20 protein-coding genes are annotated in these 21,410 nt (G+C 68.9%); 7 read left to right on the plus strand and 13 right to left on the minus strand.

What is annotated here, in order from left to right; all coding sequences use genetic code 11:
- Positions 1 to 43: 43 nt before the first annotated feature.
- Positions 44 to 1,447 carry a gamma-glutamyltransferase gene (locus JN22_RS14845; RefSeq protein ID WP_223677737.1) on the minus strand — a complete coding sequence of 468 codons (1,404 nt, stop codon included), beginning with the start codon at positions 1,445 to 1,447 and terminating at the stop codon, positions 44 to 46.
- On the opposite strand from JN22_RS14845, the gene JN22_RS14850 reads away from it, so the two are divergent.
- From JN22_RS14850 to JN22_RS14865, 4 genes are all read left to right on the plus strand, one after another.
- Complete coding sequence (locus JN22_RS14850) at positions 1,410 to 2,783, plus strand: M48 family metalloprotease (protein ID WP_223677738.1); 1,374 nt, start codon at positions 1,410 to 1,412, stop codon at positions 2,781 to 2,783. The genes JN22_RS14845 and JN22_RS14850 overlap by 38 nt on opposite strands.
- A 104-nt stretch (positions 2,784 to 2,887) precedes the next feature.
- Positions 2,888 to 3,643: a DsbA family protein gene (locus JN22_RS14855; RefSeq protein ID WP_085554725.1), complete on the plus strand. Its 756-nt coding sequence runs from the start codon at positions 2,888 to 2,890 to the stop codon at positions 3,641 to 3,643.
- A 13-nt stretch (positions 3,644 to 3,656) separates the two neighbouring features.
- Complete coding sequence (locus JN22_RS14860) at positions 3,657 to 4,283, plus strand: HAD family hydrolase (protein ID WP_085554726.1); 627 nt, start codon at positions 3,657 to 3,659, stop codon at positions 4,281 to 4,283.
- Positions 4,284 to 4,389: 106 nt separating this feature from the next.
- Positions 4,390 to 5,925 carry an MDR family MFS transporter gene (locus JN22_RS14865; protein WP_143268332.1) on the plus strand — a complete coding sequence of 512 codons (1,536 nt, stop codon included), beginning with the start codon at positions 4,390 to 4,392 and terminating at the stop codon, positions 5,923 to 5,925.
- Positions 5,926 to 5,935: 10 nt separating this feature from the next.
- On the opposite strand, the gene JN22_RS14870 is transcribed toward JN22_RS14865, so the two are convergent.
- The gene (locus tag JN22_RS14870) at positions 5,936 to 6,964 is read right to left on the minus strand and encodes an AI-2E family transporter (protein ID WP_085554728.1); all 1,029 of its coding nucleotides are present in this window, start codon (positions 6,962 to 6,964) and stop codon (positions 5,936 to 5,938) included.
- A gap of 213 nt (positions 6,965 to 7,177) precedes the next feature.
- The gene (locus JN22_RS14875; protein ID WP_085554729.1) at positions 7,178 to 7,540 is read right to left on the minus strand and encodes a hypothetical protein; all 363 of its coding nucleotides are present in this window, start codon (positions 7,538 to 7,540) and stop codon (positions 7,178 to 7,180) included.
- 129 nt (positions 7,541 to 7,669) lie between these two features.
- On the opposite strand from JN22_RS14875, the gene JN22_RS14880 reads away from it, so the two are divergent.
- On the plus strand, positions 7,670 to 7,930 hold the full coding sequence (locus JN22_RS14880) for a hypothetical protein (RefSeq protein ID WP_143268333.1): 261 nt from the start codon (positions 7,670 to 7,672) through the stop codon (positions 7,928 to 7,930).
- Between the two features lie 33 nt (positions 7,931 to 7,963).
- Here the strand turns inward: JN22_RS14880 and JN22_RS14885 are convergent, their stop codons facing one another.
- The 5 genes from JN22_RS14885 to rpsM all read right to left on the minus strand — a co-directional run bounded on the left by JN22_RS14885 (position 7,964) and on the right by rpsM (position 11,208).
- The gene (locus tag JN22_RS14885) at positions 7,964 to 8,542 is read right to left on the minus strand and encodes a YqaA family protein (RefSeq protein WP_085554731.1); all 579 of its coding nucleotides are present in this window, start codon (positions 8,540 to 8,542) and stop codon (positions 7,964 to 7,966) included.
- Positions 8,543 to 8,674: 132 nt separating this feature from the next.
- Positions 8,675 to 9,109: a 50S ribosomal protein L17 gene (rplQ, locus tag JN22_RS14890; RefSeq protein WP_085554732.1), complete on the minus strand. Its 435-nt coding sequence runs from the start codon at positions 9,107 to 9,109 to the stop codon at positions 8,675 to 8,677.
- Between the two features lie 157 nt (positions 9,110 to 9,266).
- A complete protein-coding gene (locus JN22_RS14895) occupies positions 9,267 to 10,283 on the minus strand; it encodes a DNA-directed RNA polymerase subunit alpha (RefSeq protein WP_085554733.1) in 1,017 nt (338 codons plus the stop codon).
- A gap of 139 nt (positions 10,284 to 10,422) precedes the next feature.
- Positions 10,423 to 10,821: a 30S ribosomal protein S11 gene (gene rpsK, locus JN22_RS14900; RefSeq protein WP_012974490.1), complete on the minus strand. Its 399-nt coding sequence runs from the start codon at positions 10,819 to 10,821 to the stop codon at positions 10,423 to 10,425.
- 18 nt (positions 10,822 to 10,839) lie between these two features.
- Entirely contained in the window at positions 10,840 to 11,208 is a 369-nt protein-coding gene (rpsM, locus tag JN22_RS14905) for a 30S ribosomal protein S13 (RefSeq protein WP_085554734.1), read from the minus strand.
- A 408-nt stretch (positions 11,209 to 11,616) separates the two neighbouring features.
- Here rpsM and pyk point away from each other — a divergent pair, with 408 nt between their 5' ends.
- Positions 11,617 to 13,098, plus strand: coding sequence for a pyruvate kinase (pyk, locus tag JN22_RS14910; protein WP_085554735.1), 1,482 nt, complete (start codon positions 11,617 to 11,619; stop codon positions 13,096 to 13,098).
- Positions 13,099 to 13,169: 71 nt separating this feature from the next.
- Here pyk and JN22_RS14915 read toward each other — a convergent pair whose 3' ends face one another.
- The 5 genes from JN22_RS14915 to JN22_RS14935 all read right to left on the minus strand — a co-directional run bounded on the left by JN22_RS14915 (position 13,170) and on the right by JN22_RS14935 (position 19,016).
- Positions 13,170 to 14,585 (minus strand): hypothetical protein, encoded by a 1,416-nt coding sequence (locus JN22_RS14915; RefSeq protein ID WP_085554736.1) that lies wholly within the window; start codon positions 14,583 to 14,585, stop codon positions 13,170 to 13,172.
- An 87-nt stretch (positions 14,586 to 14,672) separates the two neighbouring features.
- On the minus strand, positions 14,673 to 15,230 hold the full coding sequence (locus JN22_RS14920) for a tetratricopeptide repeat protein (RefSeq protein ID WP_085554737.1): 558 nt from the start codon (positions 15,228 to 15,230) through the stop codon (positions 14,673 to 14,675).
- 235 nt (positions 15,231 to 15,465) lie between these two features.
- Complete coding sequence (gene fusA, locus JN22_RS14925; RefSeq protein ID WP_085554738.1) at positions 15,466 to 17,607, minus strand: elongation factor G; 2,142 nt, start codon at positions 17,605 to 17,607, stop codon at positions 15,466 to 15,468.
- 230 nt (positions 17,608 to 17,837) lie between these two features.
- Complete coding sequence (locus tag JN22_RS14930) at positions 17,838 to 18,185, minus strand: RidA family protein (protein WP_085554739.1); 348 nt, start codon at positions 18,183 to 18,185, stop codon at positions 17,838 to 17,840.
- A 90-nt stretch (positions 18,186 to 18,275) separates the two neighbouring features.
- Positions 18,276 to 19,016, minus strand: a complete 741-nt coding sequence (locus tag JN22_RS14935; protein WP_223677739.1) for a trypsin-like serine peptidase — start codon at positions 19,014 to 19,016, stop codon at positions 18,276 to 18,278.
- A gap of 73 nt (positions 19,017 to 19,089) precedes the next feature.
- On the opposite strand from JN22_RS14935, the gene JN22_RS14940 reads away from it, so the two are divergent.
- The gene (locus JN22_RS14940; RefSeq protein WP_085554741.1) at positions 19,090 to 21,330 is read left to right on the plus strand and encodes a DNA topoisomerase; all 2,241 of its coding nucleotides are present in this window, start codon (positions 19,090 to 19,092) and stop codon (positions 21,328 to 21,330) included.
- Positions 21,331 to 21,410 lie beyond the last annotated feature (80 nt).

Consider the following 21,410-nt stretch of genomic DNA (forward strand, 5'->3'; position numbering starts at 1 on the left):
ATGCTCTGTCTTTTGAAGCTGTGTTGAGACGGGCGTCGAGCCCTCACTCGCGCGGGCGCTCGGTTTCCACCGTCACCGCCAGACCGCCGCCGCGCGGGTCGGTCGCCGGCTGACAGGCGCGCAGGCCCGTCTCGGTGGACACCTGGCAGGCGACGAAATTCACCCGGCCGGGGCCGGACACCGGGATGGATTCGGCGGTCTGCCACTCCAGCGCCGCCGGCATGGCGACCGACAGCAGGGCCGCCGGGCCGGCCGCCGGGCCGTCGTTGCCGGCCGCCTCCCCCACCCCGGCGAACAGGGTGCGGCCGACGATGGCGTTGGTCACCAGACCCGGCGCGCCGAAGCCGCCGCTCGTCACACCCTGCGCGCCCAGCAGGCCGGTGCCGGGAATGCTCCGCCCGGTGCCGAAGGGCGCGCCCTGGGTCAGCGCGCAGGCGACGCCGTTCTGGTCCTGGTCGATCACCATCAGGCCGGCGCCGGGGACGGCGCTGCCGCCGCCGGTGGCGCCCAGCGCCGTCGCGACGCGGGCGGCGCGCTGGGCCGGCGGCAGCTCGGCCGCGGCGTTCCACGCCTGGATCAGCGCCACGCCCGACTCGGGCAGGTCGGTGTCGGCGAACTGCATCGACACGATGCCGAGCGGCACCGACCGCGTTCCGGCCACGCGCGGCTGGTAGGCGCGCAGGGCCGCCGGGTCGAGCCCGAGCCCCTGGGCGACCGTCGCCGCCAGCGGGCCGCCGTAGAAGGCGCCGACGCCGTTGCGGCGGATGACCGACAGCGTGCCGGCCAGCTCCGGCTGGCTGATCGCCGTTCCCACCGCCGGGACCGCGCCGTTGGGAAGGAAGCGGCGGCGCATCTCCGAATCGGCCGGCAATCGGCTGCCGAACGCGCTCAGATCCTGCACCAGCGCGCGGCTGACACCGGGCGAGAACTGCGCGAGCTGCTCCGCCGGGGCCACCAGCTGTTCCCAGCGCTGGACGCCCAGCGACGCCTGCACGATGTAGAGGCCGCGCAACAGGCCGGGCATCGCCGCTCCGCCGGTGCCGGCGGCACGCGGCAGGAAATCGACGGTCCGCGCCTCCTTCTTCGCGGCGTCGAAGGTCACGCAGACGCCGCCGCCGGTCAGCCCGACGCGCGACGGCAGGCTGGCCGCCAGCGCCAGCCCCATGGCGGCGGCGGCGTCGCCGGCCCGTCCGCCCTGCGCCAGCACCTCGCGCCCGATGGAGGCCGCGCGCGGTTCGGAGGCGGCGGCGAAGCTCTGGATCAGGGCGTCGGTCTTGAACTTGGTGTTGACGCAGCCCGGCAGCAGTGATGCTGCTATGGCAATCGCGCCCCACCGTCGCCAGATTCGTTGGCGAGACTGCCGGCGCGGACGCGCGGGGGTCCGTTCAGAAGAGCCGGAGGTCGTCACGGTGCGCAAGCCCAGCAGGCTGGTTTCGGTCGTCGCCATCGTTTCCGTGTTGGTCGTGTCGCTGGTGTGGGGAGCGCCGCCGGCGGCGGCGCAGCGCCGGTCGGAGATGCAGATTCTCAGCGACGCCGAGACGGAACATATCATCCGCAAGATGGCCCGGCCAATCTTCCAGGCCGCCGGGATCGACCCCGACGCGGTGTCGATCCTGCTGGTCAACGACCCCTCGCTGAACGCCTTCGTCGCCGGCGGCCAGAACATCTTCCTGCACACCGGCCTGATCCAGAGCATCGACGACGTCGGCCAGCTGCTGGGCGTCATCGCCCACGAGACCGGCCACATCTCCGGCGGCCATCTGGTGCGCGGCGCCGACGCGATGGAGAACGCCTTCCTGTCCTCGCTGATCGGCATGGGGCTGGGCATCGTCGGCGGCGTCGCCTCGCGCAACGCCGGGGCCGGGGCCGCCGGCGTCATGCTGGGCCAGCATCTGGCCGAACGCAACCTGCTGTCCTTCTCGCGCAGCCAGGAGGCGTCGGCCGACCAGGCCGGCCTGTCCTTCCTGGAGCAGTCGGGCATGTCGGCGAACGGCATGCTGACCTTCCTGGAAAAGCTGGGCGTCGGCGAGCCGCTGCTGAACGACCGCGACGCCGGCTACCGCCTGACCCACCCGCTGACCCGCGAGCGCGTCGAGGCGGTGCGCGCCTTCGTCGAGCGCTCGCGCTACGCCAGGACCCCGACCCCGGCCGCGATGAACGAGGATTTCCGCCGCATCCAGGCCAAGCTGAACGGCTATCTCGACCCGGCCGGAACGCTGCGGCGCTACAAGGCCGACGACCGCTCGGTGGTGGCCCGCTACGGCCGCGCCTACGCCTATTTCCGCCAGGGCGACGTGAAGCAGGCCGGCCCGCTGGTCGATGGGCTGATCGCCGAGGATCCGCGCAACCCCTACCTGCACGAGATGAAGGGCGACCTGATGTTGCAGACCGGCCGCGCGCCGGAAGCGGTGGCGCCCTACCGCAGGGCGATCGAGCTGGCGGGGGTGGAGGCCGGGACGATCCGCGTCTCCCTTGCCCACTCCCTGCTGGAGCAGCACGATCCCCGGCTGGCCGACGAGGCGCTGAAGAATTTGCAGATCGCCTCCAAGTCCCAGGCGCAGTCGGCCTTCCTGTGGCGGCTGACCGCGCAGGCCTGGAGCATGAAGAACAACCCCGGCATGCTGGCCTACGCGACGGCGGAGGAGGCGCTGGCGCGCGGCGACCTGCCGATGGCCAAGGCCAACGCGGAGCGTGCGGAAAAGCTGCTGCCCGCCGGCTCGCCCGGCTGGCTGCGCGCCCAGGACATCCGCGGGCAGACCGGCGGCCGGGACAAGCCGAACTGACGCCCCGGTCCCGTCACCCGCCGCGCCGCTTCCGATAGGGGCTTGTCCCGCCCCGATTGTCGGTCCAGTGTGACCGCCTTCCCGTTCTCCGGAGACCCTTCACCATGCCGCTGTTCCGTTCCGCCCTGCTCGCCCTGCCCGTCATGGCGATGGTCTTCTCGCCCGCGGCGATGGCGCAATCGCAGCCGGCGGCCATGGACGACGCCCAGCGCACCGCCATCGAGACCGTGGTGCGCGACTATCTGATGAAGAATCCGGAGATCATCCTCCAGGCCGTCGAGGCGCTCCAGCAGCGCGAGAAGGTGGCCGAGGCCGAGCGCGCCAAGAAGGCGCTGGCCGACAACCAGAAGGCGCTGACGCGCAACCCCGCCGATCCGGTCGCCGGCAACCCGCAGGGCGACGTGACGGTGGTCGAGTTCTTCGACTACCAGTGCGGCTACTGCAAGGCGGTGCAGGCCGACACCGAGCGCCTGATCAAGGACGACCCCAAGCTGCGCTTCGTCTTCAAGGAGCTGCCGATCCTCGGGCCGGCGTCGGTGATCGCCTCGAAGGCGGCGCTGGCGGCGCGCGCGCAGGGCAAGTACCTGGAATTCCACAACGCCCTGATGGCCCAGCGCGGCCAGCTCGACGAGGACGTCGTCCTGCGCCTCGCCAAGTCGGTCGGGCTCGACACCGACCGGCTGAAGAAGGACATGGAGAGCCGCGAGGTCCTGTCGGTCATCGCCGCCAACCAGGCCCTGGCCGAGCAGCTCGGCATCCGCGGCACGCCGGGCTTCGTCTTCGGCGACGAGCTGGTGCCCGGCGCCATCAAGCTCGACGACATGAAGCGCCTGGTCGCCGCCGCGCGCGCCAAGAGCTGAGGCTGACCGTTCCATGACCGAAACCACCCCCTCCACCCCCTCGATCGTCGTCTTCGACATCGGGCAGGTGCTGATCGAATGGGATCCCCGCCACCTCTACCGCGAGCTGTTCGACGGGTACGAGGATCTGATGGAGGATTTCCTCGACACCGTCTGCACCCCGGCCTGGAACCTGGAGCAGGACCGTGGCCGCCCCTGGGCCGACGCGGTCGCCCTGCTGACCGCCGAGCGTCCCGACTGCGCCGAGCTGATCCGCGCCTACGACGAGCAGTGGGAACGCATGGTCCCCGGCCCGATCCCCGGCACCCCGGAGATCCTGGCGGCGCTGAAGGAGCGCGGCGTGCCGGTCTACGCCATCACCAACTTCTCGGCCGACAAGTTCGCGCTGGCCTGCCGGCGCTTCGACTTCCTCAACGGCTTCGACGGGATCGTCGTTTCGGGCACGGAACGCCTCGTCAAACCGGATCCGGCGATCTTCCGGCTGCTGCTGGACCGTTACGGACTCGATGCGAAGGAGTGCTTCTTCATCGACGACAGCGCGGCGAATGTCGAAACCGCCCGCGCGGTCGGCATGACGGCGCATCATTTCGCCGGCGCCGAGGCCCTGCGCCGCGATCTGGAGGGTTTCGGGCTGCTCTGAGCCATGGCTGGATGAAGACGGCACGGGGCGTTTCGCGCTTGCCTGGAAACGCCCCGCGTCTATGGTGGGGCCGCTTCCGGAACCGCAAGACCGAAACGCCGACGCCATGCCCGACACCGCCCCGCCCGCCTTCACCCACCGGGAAATCCTGCGCATCTTCAGCGGGGTGGCGCTCGCCATGCTGATGGCGGCGATGGACCAGACCATCGTCGCCACCGCCCTGCCGACCATGGCCGGCCAGTTCGGCGGGCTCGACCTGCTGCCCTGGGTGGTCACCGCCTATCTGCTGGCCTCCACCGCCACGACGCCGATCTACGGCAAGCTGTCGGACCTCTACGGCCGCAAGCGGGTGCTGCAAACCGCCATCCTGCTGTTCCTGGCCGGGTCCGTGCTGTGCGCGGCGGCGCAGAGCATGACCCAGATGATCATCTTCCGCGGGCTCCAGGGGCTTGGCGGCGGCGGGCTGATGTCGCTGGCCTTCACCATCATCGGCGACGTCGTCGCCCCGCGCGAGCGCGGACGCTACCAGGGGCTGATCGGCGGAGTCTTCGCGCTGGCCAGCGTCGCCGGGCCGCTGATCGGCGGCGTCTTCACCGAAACCATCGGCTGGCACTGGATCTTCCTGATCAACCTGCCGCTGGGGGCGGCGGCGCTGGCGATGACCCACCGGGCGCTGGATCGCCTGCCGGCCGGACGCACCAGGCCGACCATCGACATCGCCGGGGCGGCGCTGCTGGCCGGGGCGGTGACCAGCCTCCTGGTGGTGGCGACGCGCGGCGGCAGCCCCGGCATGGGCTGGACCTCGCCGCTGTGCCTGGGTCTGGCTGCGCTGGGCGGCGTGCTGCTGGCCGTCTTCCTGTGGCACGAGCGGCGGACCGAGGAGCCGATCCTGCCCCTGCATCTGTTCCGCCTGCCGGTGGTCGCCGTCGCCAACCCGGTGGTCGCCGTGTCGGCGATGGTGCTGTTCGCCGGCATCGTTTTCCTGCCGCTGCACCTGCAACTGGTGCGTGGCGCCAGCGCCACCGCGTCCGGCCTGCTTCTGCTGCCGCTGGTGCTGGGGATGACGCTGGGCGCCGTCGGCGGCGGGCGGCTGATCGCCAGGACCGGGCGCTACAAGGTGTTTCCGCTCGTCGGGCTGCCGCTGGCCGGGGCGATGTACCTGCTGCTGGCGCTGATGCCGGGAATCGCCGCCGACGGGCTGTGGTCGATCCTGACCCTGGTGCCGCTCGGCATGGGTCTGGGGCTGGTCATGCCGGTGATGACCGTCGCCGTGCAGAACGCGGTGGCCCAGCGCGACCTGGGGGCGGCGACCGCCTCGGTCGGCTTCTTCCGCTCGCTCGGCGGGTCGGTCGGCGTCGCGGTGTTCGGCGCGGTCTTCCACGCCGCCGTGTCGGACCGGCTGGAGGGCGCCGGCCTGTCCGGGCGCGCGGTGCTGGAGCATGGCGCCGCCGCCTTGAACGGCCTGCCGGAGGCGGCACGGGCCGGGGTGGTGGCGACGCTGGAGCAGGGCTTCTCTGCACTGTTCCTGCTGGCCGCCGCGCTGGCGGTGGTGTCCTTCGCGCTGACGCTGTTCCTGAAGGAGCTGCCGCTGCGCTCCGCCGCCAGGCCGGGGGTGGAGGCCCCACGGACCGAGGCCGCCTGAGCGGGTCGCGTCAGCTCTTGTCCGGGTCGGGGAAGTGCCGCTCCTCGCCCAGCTTGTCCTCGATGTAGAGCATGTTGACCAGAACCAGCGCGACGACGGCCAGCGGCGTCGCCAGGAACATGCCCATCAGCCCGAACAGCACGCCGCCGGCGGCGATGGCGCCGATGGTGACGACCGGCGGCAGATCGACCACGCTCTTCTGAAGCAGCGGCGTGATCAGGTTCCCTTCCACCTGCTGGATCACCAGATAGAGGCCGGCGACCCACAGCGCGTCGTTCGGCGACTGGGCGAAGGCGATCAGGATCGCCGGCACCGCCGCCAGGAAGGGGCCGACCAGCGGCACGAACTCCAGCAACCCGGCCACCATGCCGAGCGCCGGCGCCGCCGGGATGCCGAGCAGCCACAGGCCGAGCGTCGTCATGGCGCCGACCGAGGCCATCGCCGCCAACTGCCCGATCAGCCATTTCCACAGCGCGTCGCCGGTGACGTCCAGCACCTCGCGGGCGCGGTCGTGGCCGCGCGGCGGCACCAGCAGGACCACGCCCCGCCGGTAGACCCCCGGCGAGGCCGCCAGGTAGATCGCCGCGAACAGCACGACGATGGCGTCGCCGACGACATAGGCGAGGCTGGTGGCGAGGCTCTGCAAACGGCTCATCCACGGCCATTGCTTGCCCTGCTCGGCGATCTGGTCGTGGACGGGCGCCGGCAACTGCTTCACGGCGTTGGTGATCTGGTCGCGAAGCTGGTCGATCTGCGCCGCGACCGACTGGCCGAGCAGCCAGACGCCGCCGCCGATCAGCACCACCAGCAGCACCAGCACGAGGGCCAGCCCCCAGCCTTGCGACAGGCCGGTGAAGCGCGTCACCAGCCCGGCCAGACGTTGGAGCAGGATGGCGAACAGCACGCCGGTGAAGATCAGCAGCAGCGCGTCGGAGATCCGCCAGAGGAACAGGGCCAGGGCGGCGATCCCGGCGACGATCAGGACCTTCCAGGTGAAGACCGCCAACTCCCCTCGCCCCGCGCGGGCCGTCCCGTCCATCCCTCGTCCTCCGACCCGTGAGACCGGAAAGGCAACGCGGCGGAACGCGAAGGGTTGCGTGGGAGACGGCTAGGCCGTCAGCGGTACTCCGAACTTCGGAATGGCAAGCGCCATTCCGTGTCCCATATCAGGATGGACGCCAAGGAGTCATTCTCGCTGATGTCGCCTTCAAGCCCGCCGCAAGGCGGGCTTTTTTTTGGATCGACGCCGGGTTCAGCGCGCGGCGTTGCAGCGCTGGAAGCACTGGCGGAGCTGATAGCCGCAATTGTCCGACGGGGTGAAGGGGGTGCCGGCGTCCGGGCGCTCCAGGCCGCTCTGGGTGCGGGCCGCCACCGAATCCATGCAGACATTGTGGCTGCGCTCGCACTGCTGGCGGCAGGAGCCGCCGTCGCTGGCGTCGCCGTCCAGGCGCAGTGACTGGTCGTCCGGCGCCGGGGTGCTGCGCGGCAGCGTCTGGGTCTGCTGGACGGGCGCCGCCGTCGACGCGGCGCGCGGCTGCGGACGGTCGGCGCAGGCCGACAGGGCGATCAGCGCGAGGACGGCCAGCGGGGCGAAGATGCGGTTCGAGCGGAACATTGAGGCGACAGCTCCTATTGTTCTTGTTACGAAGAGGCCGCCCGGCATGGCGGATTGCCACACCCACTGGACCATCCCCGGTTCGGTCCCCACTATGCCGGGAACTCGTGTGAGAAGGAAATGATCCAAATGACATCGAACACCGGGCCCAAAGGCTCCCGCCGCACGCCCCGGCTGCTGTTCGCCGGACTGCTGGTCGTCGGTCTGCTGATGCTGGTCGCCCGCACCGTGGCGCGTCCCGACGTCGGCTTCGGCGAGATGGTCTTCCCGGCGCTGGGCGGCTTGGCCATCGCCGCCGCCATCGTCGTCATCGTGCGCCGCGACCGCAGCGAGCGCGACGCCCTGCCGCCCCAGGAGCGCGGCCGGCAGGACCAGGGGATGCCGCGCTGAGCGTGGCATCCGCCTCCTCCGACGGCCAGCCCCTCAGACGAACTTGAAGCTGAGCAGCCCGCCGACCACGACGACCAGCAGCACGGTCGTCACCAGCATCAGGCGCTTCTCGATGATCTCCTGCACCTGCGGGCCGTAGAAATGCAGCAGGATCGCGATCATGTAGAATCGCGAGAAGCGCGCGACGATCGAACAGAGGATGAAGACCGTCAGGTCGAGATGCGCGAAGCCGGCTGTGATCGTCAGCAGCTTGTAGGGGATCGGGGTGACGCCCTTGAGGATCAGGAACCAGGGGCCGAACTCGGCGAACATGTCCTGGAAGCGGTGGAACGACTCCTGCGCGTTGTAGAAGTCGATGATCAGCCGGCCGACGCTCTCGAACAGATAGAAGCCCAGCGCGTAGCCGAGAACGCCGCCGAGCAGCGAGGCGAGCGCGCAGACGTTGGTGTAGAACCACAGCTTCTTCGGCTTCGCCAGGCACATCGGCACCAGCATGACGTCCGGCGGCAGCGGAAAGAAGGAGCTTTCCGCGAAGGACACGGCCGACATCCACCACACCGCGTCGTCGCGCGCCGACAGGCGCTGGATCCGGTTGTAAAGAGAACGCAACATTCCGTCTGCCACATATGAGAAAACCCTTCCTCCGGGGGCAAACCCGAAGGAAGGGTCGGACGATCACCTATATCGGTCGCCGCTCCATGCGGAACAACGACCGGGCCGTGCCTTTTGCAAGGCGCAACCCATTTACTCCTGGCCTTCGGCCTCGTCGCCCTCGGCGGCGGCGTCCTGCGTCGGACCCGAGTTCTGGCCCTTGGCGGTGACGTCGCGCTCGACCAGCTCGATCACCGCCATGTCGGCGGCGTCGCCGTAGCGGAAGCCGGCCTTGAGGACGCGGCTGTAGCCACCCTGGCGGTCCTTGTAGCGGTCGGCCAGGACGGTGAACAGCTTGGTGACCATCTCGTTGTCGCGCAGCTGCGCGTAGGCGAGACGGCGGTTGGCCAGGCCACCCTTCTTGCCGAGGGTGATGAGCTTGTCCACGATCGGACGCAGCTCCTTGGCCTTCGGCAGGGTGGTGGTGATCTGCTCGTGCTTGATCACCGCGTTCGCCATGTTCGAGAACATGGCCTTGCGGTGGCTCGAGGTCTTGCTGAGCTTACGTCCAGAAACGCCGTGACGCATGGCGGTCCTCCTTCATGGCATGGCCCCCCTCGGGGAGCCGATCGTGAACCCCGCCGCCCAGACCTAGCGCTGGTACGGCTGCGGGGGCGGGCCGGATGGCCCTGGGAAACCACCCCTGCCCGGACGGGCCGGGAAGGGGTGAAGCAGAAAACGAGACTCAGTACGGCTCTTCCAGACGCTTGGCCAGTTCCTCGATGTTCTCGGGCGGCCAGTTCGGGATTTCCATGCCGAGGTGCAGCCCCATCTGGGACAGCACTTCCTTGATCTCGTTCAGCGACTTGCGGCCGAAGTTCGGGGTGCGGAGCATTTCCGCCTCGGTCTTCTGCACCAGATCGCCGATGTAGACGATGTTGTCGTTCTTGAGGCAGTTGGCCGAACGCACCGACAGTTCCAGCTCGTCCACCTTGCGGAGCAGGTTCTTGTTGAACGGAACCTCCTCGTGCTTCTCCTCGGAGACGGCGTGCGTCGGCTCCTCGAAGTTGATGAAGAGCTGGAGCTGGTCCTGGAGGATGCGGGCGGCGAGCGCCACCGCGTCGTCCGGCTTCACCGAGCCGTTCGACTCGACGACCATGGTCAGGCGGTCATAGTCGGTGACCTGCCCGACGCGGGCGTTGTCGACCTTGTAGGACACCTTGCGGACCGGCGAGAACAGCGCGTCGACCGGGATCAGGCCGATGGGAGCGTCCTCGGGGCGGTTCTGGCTGGCCGGGACGTAGCCCTTGCCGGTTTCGACCGTCAGTTCCATGTTCAGCCGCGCGCCGTTGTCCAGCGTGCAGATGACCAGTTCCGGATCCATGATCTGGATGTCGGCGCCGGTCTCGATCATGCCGGCCTTGACCTCGCCCGGCCCCTCGGCGCGCAGGCGCATGCGCTTCGGCCCGTCGCCGCCCATGCGCAGGCCCATCGTCTTGATGTTCAGGACGATGTCGGTCACGTCCTCGCGGACGCCGGGGATGGAGGAGAACTCGTGCAGCACGCCGTCGATGTGGATCGACGTGACGGCGGCACCCTGCAGCGAGGAGAGCAGAATGCGGCGCAGCGCGTTGCCGAGCGTCAGGCCGAAACCGCGCTCCAGCGGCTCGGCGACCACGGTCGCAATGCGGTCGGCGTCGTCGCCGGGCTGGATCTCCAGCTTGTTCGGCTTAATCAGTTCCTGCCAGTTCTTCTGAAGCACGGATCGACCTCAAGATGCCATCGGGTGAACACGAACCCGCGGGGACCGGCCGTTCCCATGCTGAGAGGGCCGCGATGGCGGCGGCCCCCTGCCCCGGAACGGTCGATCCCCGCGGGTGCGGAGACTTAGGAACGCTGTATCAGACGCGGCGCTTCTTCGGCGGGCGGACACCGTTGTGGGGGATCGGCGTGACGTCGCGAATCGAGGTGATCTGGAAGCCGATCGACTGGAGGGCGCGCAGGGCGGACTCACGCCCCGAACCCGGACCCTTCACTTCGACTTCCAGGGTCTTCATGCCGTGTTCCTGAGCCTTGCGGCCGGCGTCTTCGGCAGCCACCTGGGCGGCGTAGGGCGTCGACTTGCGCGAACCCTTGAAGCCCATGGTGCCCGACGACGACCAGGCAATCGTGTTGCCCTGCGCGTCGGTGATGGTGATCATCGTGTTGTTGAACGAGGCGTTCACATGCGCGACGCCAGCGGTGATGTTCTTACGCTCACGACGACGCAGACGCTGCGAGGCGGCGGACGGCTTGGCCATGGAAGGTAATCCTCTGTCTTACTTCTTCTTGCCGGCGATCGGCTTCGCCGGACCCTTGCGGGTACGGGCGTTGGTGTGGGTGCGCTGGCCGCGGACCGGCAGGCCCTTGCGGTGACGCAGGCCGCGGTAGCAGCCCAGGTCCATCAGACGCTTGATGTTCATCGCGACTTCGCGACGCAGGTCGCCCTCGACGCGGTAGTCGGCGTCGATGGTCTCGCGAATCTTCAGGACTTCGTCGTCCGTCAGCTGGTTCACGCGGCGCTCGGCCGGGATCTCCAGCTTCGCGCAGATTTCCTTGGCCTTGAAGGGGCCGATGCCATGGATGTAGGTCAACCCGATCTCCACGCGCTTTTGCGCGGGGATGTTGACGCCAGCAATACGCGCCACGCCTGCTCTCCTCGATTCCCGTCGGCGGCCCGGCTAGGCCGTCGATGATTCACACGCCCCGATGCAGATCCCCCTGACACCGGGACGCAAAACGTCGTTCGTACCCGGAAGGGGGCACGAGAGGGTGCGACTATAGAAAAAGCCCGGAACTTGTCAAGACCGAATACCGGCAGCCGGGCCTCTCCGTCGCAGGGACAGCCGTAAACGACCGGGACGGAGAACGCAAGCCCGACTCGCCGGGCCGGTCGCGCCCACCAAATCCCCAAGCAGCCCCTTGATCGCGTGCTGATGTTGGGCAACAACCACGGCAACGGATTGTTCGGATCAACGGACAGCCACGGCGCACCAGTCTCTGCCCATCAACGCCCACTCAACCTGTGAAGGCTTGCATTCATGACAACGACTGGCATGACAACGACCGGAGCGGCGCCGACCGGTTCCTCCGACCCCACCCTGCCCTCCGGCCCGATCCGCCGCTCCCGACTCACCAAGATCGTCGCCACGCTGGGGCCGTCGACCACCACCCCGGAGGTCATCGCCCGGCTGTTCGAGGCCGGCGTCGACGTCTTCCGCCTGAATTTCAGCCACGGCACCCACGAGGACCACGGCGCGCGCCTGAAGGTGCTGCGCGAGATGGAGGCGCGCACCGGCCGCCCCATCGCCGTCATGGCCGACCTCCAGGGGCCCAAGCTGCGCGTCGCCACCTTCGCCAACGGCCCGATCGCGCTGACGCCCGGCCAGCGCTTCCGCCTGGACCTGTCGAGGGAGCCCGGCGACGCCAGCCGCGTCGGCATGTTCCACCCGGAGATCTTCGCGGCGCTCACCCCCGGCACCGACCTGCTGCTGGATGACGGCCGCGTGCGGCTGCGCGTCGAGTCCTGCGGCCCCGACCACGCCGAGACGACCGTCGTCTCCGGCACCCGGCTGTCCGACCGCAAGGGCGTCAACGTCCCCGGCGTCGTGCTGCCGCTGTCGCCGCTGACCAAGAAGGACCGCGAGGATCTGGTCTTCGCGCTGGACATCGGCGTCGACTGGGTTGCGCTCAGCTTCGTGCAGCGGCCGGAGGACGTCGCCGAGGCGCGCAAGCTGGTCGCCGGCCGCGCCGCCCTGATGTCGAAGCTGGAGAAGCCCCAGGCCATCGCCCATCTCGACGAGATCATCGAGCTGTCGGACGGCATCATGGTGGCGCGCGGCGACCTCGGAGTCGAGCTGCCGGCCGAGGACGTCCCCACCCTGCAGAAGCGCATCGTCCGCGAGTCGCGCCGCGCCGGCAAGCCGGTGATCGTCGCCACGCAGATGCTGGAGTCGATGGTCGGCGCCCCCGCCCCGACCCGCGCCGAGGCGTCGGACGTGGCGACCGCCGTCTATGACGGGGCCGACGCGGTGATGCTGTCGGCGGAGACGGCGTCGGGCGACTACCCGATCGAGGCGGTGTCGATGATGGACCGCATCGCGCGGCGGGTGGAGCACGACCCGCTCTACCGCACCATCATGGACGCCCAGCACCCCGACCCGCAGCAGACCGCCGCCGACGCCATCACCGCCGCCGCCCGGCAGGTCGCCCACACCATCCAGGCGGCGGCCATCGTCACCTACACCACCTCGGGCTCGACGACGCTGCGCGCCGCCCGCGAGCGGCCGGAACAGCCCATCCTCTGCCTGACCTCGCAGCTGGAGACGGCGCGCCGCCTGCAACTGGTGTTCGGCGTCCATTCCGTCCACACCTCCGACGTCGCCAACTTCTCGGAGATGGTGCAGAAGGCGACGCGGGCCGCCCACAAGGACGGGCTGGCCATCGAGGGGCAGCGGCTGGTCATCACCGCCGGCGTGCCTTTCGGCACCCCCGGAAACACCAACATCCTGCGCATCGCCTGGGTCGAGGGGGAGTAAGCCCTTCCGCCCTTTCCGGCCCCTTCCCCGCCGCCCGCCACGCCGTCACCGGCTTGGCGGGCGGCGGCGTTTCAGCCCTCCACCAGCTCCGGCACCGGCTTGCCCGCCACGGCCGCCTTGCCGGCCGCTGGCAGCGGACCGGAGTCGGCCGACGGGACCGGTCCGGGCGCATCGTCCGCCGCCACCGGACTCGGGGCATGGGCGTGGGCGCCGCCCGTCGGCAAGCCGGCGCGCATCCGCTGGACATGCGGGAGGTCGAAGCTCAGCTTCAGCTCGACGTTGCGCCAGATCTGGCGCAGCCGCTGGACATGCAGATCCTCGCCGATCGCCCCGACCACCGACTCGAGATTGTCGAGCGTGATGCCGCGGTCCGCCAGGACCACCGTCTTCCCGTCGGTCTTGGGCGTGTTCAGCGCCGCGACCAGCCGGGGGCGCGACTCCGGCCGTTCCATGAAGCGCTCGATGTCGAAGATCGTGCGGACGTTGATGACGCGGAGCGCCTCGATCTGGTCGAGGTCGAGCGCCAGCATCAGCTGCGCCTGCGCCACCCAGTCCATCGTCTCGTAGATGCCATAGGGGGTTTCGACGAACAGCAGGATCGGATTCGCGGTGGCGAGGTTCTGGACGTCCTCGATCTCGAACTCGGCGAGCCGGAACCTGATCGCCGGCCCAATGCCCAGGACCATGTCGATCGGGTGCTCGCGCATGAAGGCCTGGGCACGCGGATCGGTGCGCCGGATCTGGAGCTGCGGCACCCGGCTCAACAGGGTTTGCAGGCCGAGCCGGGGAAAGAAGCCGACCAGGAAGGCGACGATCAGATCCGGCATGCGGTCGCTCAGCGCGGCGGCCGGCGTCGCCTGGGTGAGGTCCATGTAGCCATGGTGCAGCGTCACCGAGGTGACGCAGGCGAGCAGGATGTGCGCCGTCACCCGCAGGAAGGAGATCGGCGACAGATCGTAGTTGGAGATGCGGCGGACCAGATAATCGATCGCCCAGATGTAGGCGCCGAGAAAGGTGAAGGTCAGCACCGCCATCGTCTGGAGCTGGTAATCCATCATGGCGACCATGCTGGCCTGATCGCTGACGGTGACCAGCTTCATGCCGCTGAACAGGGGCTGGTACTGCTCCAGCCGCTCCCTGGTCACCAGAAGCCCGCTGGACGCCACGAAGCCGCTGAAGGTCACCATGATGAAGACCGTCACCGGCAGCAGGTAGGACCGCCATTCCGACGGTTGCCGCCCTTCCATGTGATGGGGCAGCGCCCGGTACTTGTAGGCGGCGAACTCGAAGGACGGGATCAGCGTGTCGGCGCCATGGCCGTCGATGCGGAACACCGCCTCCAGATCGGTGATGATCTTCTGGCGCACGCTCTTGATGTTGCTGCGGCCGATGAAGATCGTCAGCGGCAGGATGAAGGACAACCCCAGCAGCCCCAGCGTGCTGAGGACTCGCAATTCCCCAACCAGATCGACGAGCATCCGCAACATGCCACCACTCCCGGCTATCCAATCCGGACAGTGATACGCCTTTCGGGAGTTTGGCGGGAGTGGCTGGTTACGGAGATTTCGGGAAAATCACAGCAGAAAGCCCAACCTTTGACTGCGAATCGTGTCGACCTGCCGGCGGACATGGACCAGATGGGGGTTCAGGGCCAGCGCGGCGTCGAAGGCGCGCAGCGCAGGCTCGGGTTGATTCAGCGCGAGATAGACGAGGCCAAGACCGGTGAGCGCCCCGAAATGCCGGGGCTCCAGCATCAGCGCATGGCGCAAGTCGCCGACCGCCGCCGCGTAGTCGCCCAGCATGTAATGGGCGTTGGCCCGCTTGTTCCATCCCTCGGCGTAGGTCGGATCCATCGCGACCACCCGGTCGAACGCCGCCAGGGCCGAGCCATAATCGTCGTCGTTCAGGCTGAAGACACCGGTCCGCATGACACGGATCATCTCAGCGTCGGGATGCTCCAGCCAGAAATCCCAGATGTGCTCCTCGACCGACTCGGCATAGGACTCATCGGACGTTGCGCGCAAGGCCTGGAACAGGGCGTCCAGCCGCAGATTCCCCTGACCCGCTCCCGCCGGCGCCCCGACGGTCAGCAGCAAAAGCACTGTCAAGGAAAAGAAGCGACGGAAGATCATGCTCCAAATTTGGGCACGGTTTCGACGCTTCGCCAACTTCTTTTTGGTTGCAGAACGTTACGAATTTCGACGAAACGGGCGAGGAAACGGCTTAAATCCGCCGTCATATGACAATCGTGACACACCCCATGCGGTGAATGACCAAACCGACAGGCGGCGGCAACAACCGCACAAAAGGCAACGGCCGGCGGATCGCTCCGCCGGCCGCAGCCCTACAACCAACAGCGAAGAGAGATCAGGCGGCCTTGTTGCGGCCGGCCACGATTTCGTCGGTGACGTTGCGCGGCACCGGCTCGTAGTGGCTGAACTCCATCGTGTAGGACGCACGGCCCGAGGTCATGCCGCGCAGCTGGCCGATGTAGCCGAACATCTCGTTCAGGGGCACGTTGGCCTCGACGGCGATGTTCGAGCCACGCTCCAGCTGGCCCAGCACGGTGCCGCGGCGGCGGTTCACGTCGCCGATCACGTCGCCGAGATAGTCGTCCGGCGTCACGATCTCGACCTTCATCACCGGCTCCAGCAGGATCGGGCCGGCCTTCGGCAGGGCCTCGCGGAAGCAGGCCTTGGCGGCGATTTCGAACGTCAGGGCGTTCGAGTCGACGTCGTGGTACTTGCCGTCCACCAGGCGGGCGCGGAAGTCCACAGTCGGGTAGCCGGCGAGCACGCCGTCTTCCTTCTGCATCTCCAGGCCCTTCTTGACCGAAGGCACGTATTCGCGGGGAACGGTGCCGCCGACGGTCTCGTCGACGAACTCGAAGCCCTCGCCACGCTCGCGCGGCTCGAAGATGATCTTCACTTCGGCGAACTGGCCCGAACCGCCGGTCTGCTTCTTGTGGGTGTAGGTGTACTCGATCGGCTTGGTGATCGCCTCGCGGTAGGCGACCTGGGGCTTGCCCATGTTGCCTTCCACGCCGAACTCCGTGCGCATGCGGTCAAGCGTCACTTCGAGGTGCAGCTCGCCCATGCCGCGCAGGATGGTCTGGCCGGTTTCGCGGTCGGTCTCCAGGCGGAGCGACGGATCGGCGCGGACCATCTTGCCGAGCGCGATGGAGAACTTCTCCTGCTCGCCCTTGGTCTTCGGCTCGACCGAGACGCTGATGACGGGGTCCGGGAAGCGCATGCGCTCCAGGATCACCGGCGCGGAAGCGTCGCACAGCGTGTCACCGGTGTCGGTCTCCTGCAGGGAGACGAGCGCGATGATGTCGCCGGCGCGGGCTTCCTCGATCGGGTTGGCGTCCTTCGCGTACATCTCGACCATGCGGCCGATCTTCTCGCGCTTGCCGCGGGTCGAGTTGAGGATCGACATGCCCTTGGTCAGCACGCCCGAATAGACGCGGACGAAGGTCATCGAGCCGTAGGTGTCGTTCAGCACCTTGAAGGCCAGCGCCGAGAAGGGCGCGTCGTCGGAGCTGAGACGCTCGCCGTTCGCGTTGCCGTCCTCGTCCACCGTCTTGATGGCCTCGACGTCGGTCGGGGCCGGCAGCAGGTCGACGACCGCGTCCAGAACCTGGCAGACGCCCTTGTTCTTATAGGACGAGCCGCACAGCACCGGGGTGAAGGCGCTGGTGATGGTGCCCTTGCGCAGGCAGGCGCGCAGCACGTCCGGCGACGGGTCCTCACCCGACTCCAGGTAGGCTTCCATCGCCGCGTCGTCCTGCTCCAGGGCGGTGTCGACGAGTTCGGCGCGCAGGGCCGGGATGCTGGCGACGTTGTCCAGGTCTTCCTTGACGGTCAGGTTGAGCTTCTGGGCGAGATCGTCGGTGATCTCCCAGGTCTCCCACTTGGCGTCCTTGTCGTCCGAGAACCAGACATAGGCCTTCATCTCGATCAGGTCGACCATGCCGCGGAAGTTGTCTTCCGAGCCGAGCGGGACCTGGATGCAGACCGGGCGGGCGTTCAGGCGCGCCTTGATCATGCCGACGCAACGCTGGAAGTTCGCGCCCGAACGGTCCATCTTGTTGACGTAGCAGATGCGCGGCACGTTGTAGTTGTCGGCCAGACGCCAGTTGGTCTCCGACTGCGGCTCCACGCCGGCGACGCCGTCGAACACCACGACCGCGCCGTCGAGCACGCGCAGCGAGCGGTTCACCTCGATGGTGAAGTCGACGTGGCCGGGGGTGTCGATGACGTTGATCTTCTTCTCGCGCCAGAAGGCCGAGACGGCGGCCGACTGGATGGTGATGCCGCGCTTCTGCTCCTGCTCCATGTAGTCGGTCGTCGTCGACGTCTTGAGATCCTTCGTCTCGTGGACGTCGATGATCGTGTGCTTGCGACCGGTGTAGTACAGGATGCGCTCGGTCGTCGTCGTCTTACCGGCGTCGACGTGGGCGATGATGCCGATGTTGCGGATATCGGAAAGTGGCGTTTGGCGCGGCATGTTGCAGTTCCATTGCAGGTACGCGACAACCGAAGCGCGACCCGTGGGGGTCGACCGCTCCGGCGGCAGAGGTTGGTCGGGGTTTTACGGGCGATCCGTTAAGGCGTCATTAACATTCTGTAAACCGGCGGACGAAACCCGCCGGATTATCGAAGAGCGAGGCCCTCACGCGTGTTCGGGCCACGCCGGCACACCCCAACCGGGCTGCCGGGTTGCCCCGTTTCCGCCACTTACTTAGCGGCGGTGACCTGAATTTCAACGAGATACTGCGGCGCGGCCAGCTTGGCTTCGACCGTGGCGCGCGCCGGCGGGTTGGCCGCGTCCACCCAGGCTTCCCAGGCCTTGTTCATCGCGCCGAAGGAGGCGATGTCGACCAGGTAGATGGTGGCCGCGAGCAGCTTGCTCTTGTCCGAACCGGCCTCGGCCAGCAGGGCGTCGATCTGGGCCAGGATCTGGCTGGTCTGCTGCTCGACATCCGGGGTCGGCTGGTCGGCGACCTGACCGGCGAGATAGACCGTGTCCTTGTGGACGACCATCTGGCTCATGCGCGGTCCGGTGTGGAAGCGCTGAATCGACATGACGAAAAGACTCCGGGTTCCGGGACTAAGACGCGCGTACCTCTATGCCATTCCCGCGCCCGCGCGAAGAAAAAAATGCGGGAGCACCGCTCAGGGCTGCCCCGCACTGGCCTGCGGGCGCAAAACCGTCATGAAACGGGCGGCGGGCACCGCGAAATTGCGGCGTTCCGGCCCGCGCCCGGCGGCCACCCCGACCCCGGCGACCGACCAGCCGGCACCGTCGCGCGCCAGCAGCGGGCCGCCGCTGGTTCCCCGCGTCGCGTCGCAGTCGTGGACGAGCAATCCCGAGCCGGCGCCCAGGATGCGGCAATCGCGGTCGGCCATCAGGATCTGCGCCCGATCCTGGCTGTAGCCGCCGAGCATCACCGGCGTTCCGGCGGCCGGCGGCCGCGGCGACACCGGCAGGGGCGGCGTGCCGGCCGGTGCCGCCTCCGCCAGCGTCAGCAGCGCCCAGTCGGCGGCGATGTCGGGCCGGCCGGCGGCCGGGTCGTAGGCCGGATCGGTGGCGATGGCCGACACCGTGACATGCCGGCTGTACTCGCCGCGCGCGTAGCCGAACAGCACATGCAGGGAGGATTCCGGAAAGAATCGGCGTGTCCGCCCGTTGAACAGGCAGTGGGCCGCCGTCAGCACGCGGTTCGGCGCCACCAGCGCGCCGGTGCAGCGCCCGCCCAGGTTGGTCTGCACGCGGACGAGGCTGCGCCACGGCGCCTCCTCCAGCGGAACCGGGGCGCGCCGGTCGCCGCTGCCGACGCCGGGAAGCAGCGGACGCTCGGCCAGCGCGCGGCCTGGCGGCAGAAGCAGGGGCAGCGCCGCCAACGATGCGAACAAAAGCGGAAAAAACCCGTTCGCCCGCCGCCCATGTTCTTGATCCGTTTTCACGAAACCCGTATCCTCCTTACCCATGGCGACCCTGATCATCACCGAGAAATCCAGCCAGGCGAAGGATTTGCGCGCGGCGCTTGGCGACCGCTACGGCCGCATCCTGCCGGCGGAGGGCCATCTTCTGCGGCTGGCCGAGCCGGACGAGGTCGATCCCGCCTGGAAGCGCTGGTCGCCGACGCTGCTGAAGCCGGACGGACTCTACCCGACCAAGCCGGACGGCGGTGGAAACAAATCGGCGAAGTTCGAGGCGATCAAGGCGGCGCTGCGCGCCTGCGACCAGGTGATCCTGGCGACCGACTGCGACCGCGAGGGGCAGTTGATCGGCCAGGAGATCCTGGAGCATGTCGGCTATCGCGGCCGCGTCCAGCGCGCGCTGTTCACCGCGCAGGATCCCAAGACCCTGCGCGACGCCTTCGCCAAGCTGAAGCCGAACGCCGAGCTGCGCCCGCTCTACGAGGCGGCGGTCGCCCGCCAGCAGGCCGACCAGATCTTCAACCTGTCGCTGACCCGCACCGCGACCAAGACCCTGCTGGCGCCCGGCACGCGCGGCGTCATCGGCATCGGCCGGGTGAAGACCCCGACCCTGTCCATCGTCTGCCTGCGCGAGTTGGAGATCCGCAACTTCAAGCCGGAGGATTATTTCGAGGTGGTGGCGACGGCCACCGCAGCCGAGGGGAGCTTCCGGATGCGCCACGCCCCGGCGCCGAAGGACCGCATCAAGGACCGCGCGCGGGCCGAGGCCATCGCCAAGGCCGCCGACCGGCATCGCGGACCGCTGTCGGTGACGGTCGAGGAGAAGCGGCAGGCCCCGCCGAAGCTCTACGACCTGCCGGCCTTGCAGAAGACCTGCGGCCAGCGCTGGGGCTGGACCGCCGACCGCACCCTGTCGGTGGCCCAGGAACTGTACGACGGCGACGGCAAGAAGCTGATCACCTACCCGCGCGCCGAGGCGCGCTACCTGTCGGAGAACCAGATCGGCGACGTCCCGGCCATCGTCGGCGCGCTGACCCGGCTGCGCGGCTTCGCGCATCTCGACATCGCCCGGCCGGTGATCCGCAAGGGCAAGTCCGGCCATTTCTGCGACCGCGCGCTGGAAGGCGTGTCGCACCACGCGGTGATTCCCAACGTCAACGTGCTCGACGACCTGGAATCGCGGCTGGCCCGCCTGACCGACGACGAGAAGCGGCTGTTCGCGCTGATCTGCCGCTCCTACCTCGCCGCCGTCATGCCGGACTACGAGTACCGCCAGACCACCATTCTCATGGATGTGCCGGTCGACGCCAAGCCGGTGCCCTTCCGCGCCGTCGGCCGCATCCCGCTGAAGCTCGGCTGGAAGGCCGCCTTCGGATCGGCGGACGGCGACGAGAAGGCGGGCAAGCCGGAGGAGGAGGCCGAGCAGACCCTGCCGCCGCTGACCGACGGCGAGCCGGCAACCCTGTCCGACCCGAAGGTCGAGGCCAAGCGGACCCAGGCACCGCCCCGCTACAACGAGGGCACGCTGGTCGACGCCATGCAGAACGCGTGGCGCTTCGTCGAGGATCCGGCGTTGCGCGACCGGCTGAAGGAGGCCAAGGGCATCGGCACCCCGGCGACCCGCGCCGAGGTCATCAAGGGCCTGCGCAGGCAGAACCTGCTGGACGCCGACGGCAAATGGCTGATGCCGACCCCGGCCGGGCTGCAACTGTTCGAGACGCTGCGCGGCGCCGCTCCCGCCCTGGTCGATCCCGGCACCACCGCCCTGTGGGAGATGAAGCTGGACGAGGTCGTCACCGGGCGCGCCGACTTCCGCGCGGTGATCGACGCCATCGCCGGCGAGGCCGACCGCCTGATCGGCGTGCTGGTCGGCGGCGGTGGGCGCGGCGGTCTGGTCGATCTCGGCCTGCCCGCGCCGAAGGCAGCCCGCTTCACGAAGCGCCGCGCGGGGGCTGCGGCCGGTGCGGGGACAGGCACGCGTCGCCGGACGCGGACGACCGCCGCCACTGTGGTCACCGCCACTGCCGACGCAGGCACGGGCGCCTCACCGAAGCCGCGCCGCACGCGCAAGGCCAAGGCCGCTCCGGTCGAGGCTCCACCGATGGCGGCGCCTCCCGCGGCACCGCCGACGGGCGACGCCGCGGAACGCCCCAGACGCCGGGAGCCGACCGAGAAGATGGTCGCCTTCGCCCGCAGCCTCGCCGAACGCAAGGGGATCCCCCTGCCCGGCCCCTGCGTCCAGGATTTCGACCAGTGCCGGCAGTTCCTCGACCAGCATGCCCGGTGAGACGGCAACCGGAGACACGGCAACCGGAGACACGGACGAACACGGATTTCCGTTCGGCCGGAAAACATCCGTGTCCATCC

This window comes from Azospirillum agricola, from assembly GCF_020005195.1.
GTDB classification, from domain to species: domain Bacteria; phylum Pseudomonadota; class Alphaproteobacteria; order Azospirillales; family Azospirillaceae; genus Azospirillum; species Azospirillum agricola.

Coding starts and splice junctions, on each gene's coding strand:
- JN22_RS14875 (WP_085554729.1), bottom strand. CDS start 7,540: ATGTTCCGCTCGAACCGCATCTTCGCCCCGCTGGCCGTCCTCGCGCTG.
- JN22_RS14940 (WP_085554741.1), top strand. CDS start 19,090: ATGGCGACCCTGATCATCACCGAGAAATCCAGCCAGGCGAAGGATTTG.
- fusA (WP_085554738.1), bottom strand. CDS start 17,607: ATGCCGCGCCAAACGCCACTTTCCGATATCCGCAACATCGGCATCATC.
- rplQ (WP_085554732.1), bottom strand. CDS start 9,109: ATGCGTCACGGCGTTTCTGGACGTAAGCTCAGCAAGACCTCGAGCCAC.
- JN22_RS14920 (WP_085554737.1), bottom strand. CDS start 15,230: ATGATCTTCCGTCGCTTCTTTTCCTTGACAGTGCTTTTGCTGCTGACC.
- JN22_RS14860 (WP_085554726.1), top strand. CDS start 3,657: ATGACCGAAACCACCCCCTCCACCCCCTCGATCGTCGTCTTCGACATC.
- JN22_RS14880 (WP_143268333.1), top strand. CDS start 7,670: ATGACATCGAACACCGGGCCCAAAGGCTCCCGCCGCACGCCCCGGCTG.
- JN22_RS14870 (WP_085554728.1), bottom strand. CDS start 6,964: ATGGACGGGACGGCCCGCGCGGGGCGAGGGGAGTTGGCGGTCTTCACC.
- pyk (WP_085554735.1), top strand. CDS start 11,617: ATGACAACGACCGGAGCGGCGCCGACCGGTTCCTCCGACCCCACCCTG.
- JN22_RS14885 (WP_085554731.1), bottom strand. CDS start 8,542: ATGTTGCGTTCTCTTTACAACCGGATCCAGCGCCTGTCGGCGCGCGAC.
- rpsK (WP_012974490.1), bottom strand. CDS start 10,821: ATGGCCAAGCCGTCCGCCGCCTCGCAGCGTCTGCGTCGTCGTGAGCGT.
- JN22_RS14915 (WP_085554736.1), bottom strand. CDS start 14,585: ATGTTGCGGATGCTCGTCGATCTGGTTGGGGAATTGCGAGTCCTCAGC.
- JN22_RS14855 (WP_085554725.1), top strand. CDS start 2,888: ATGCCGCTGTTCCGTTCCGCCCTGCTCGCCCTGCCCGTCATGGCGATG.
- JN22_RS14865 (WP_143268332.1), top strand. CDS start 4,390: ATGCCCGACACCGCCCCGCCCGCCTTCACCCACCGGGAAATCCTGCGC.
- JN22_RS14930 (WP_085554739.1), bottom strand. CDS start 18,185: ATGTCGATTCAGCGCTTCCACACCGGACCGCGCATGAGCCAGATGGTC.
- JN22_RS14845 (WP_223677737.1), bottom strand. CDS start 1,447: ATGGCGACGACCGAAACCAGCCTGCTGGGCTTGCGCACCGTGACGACC.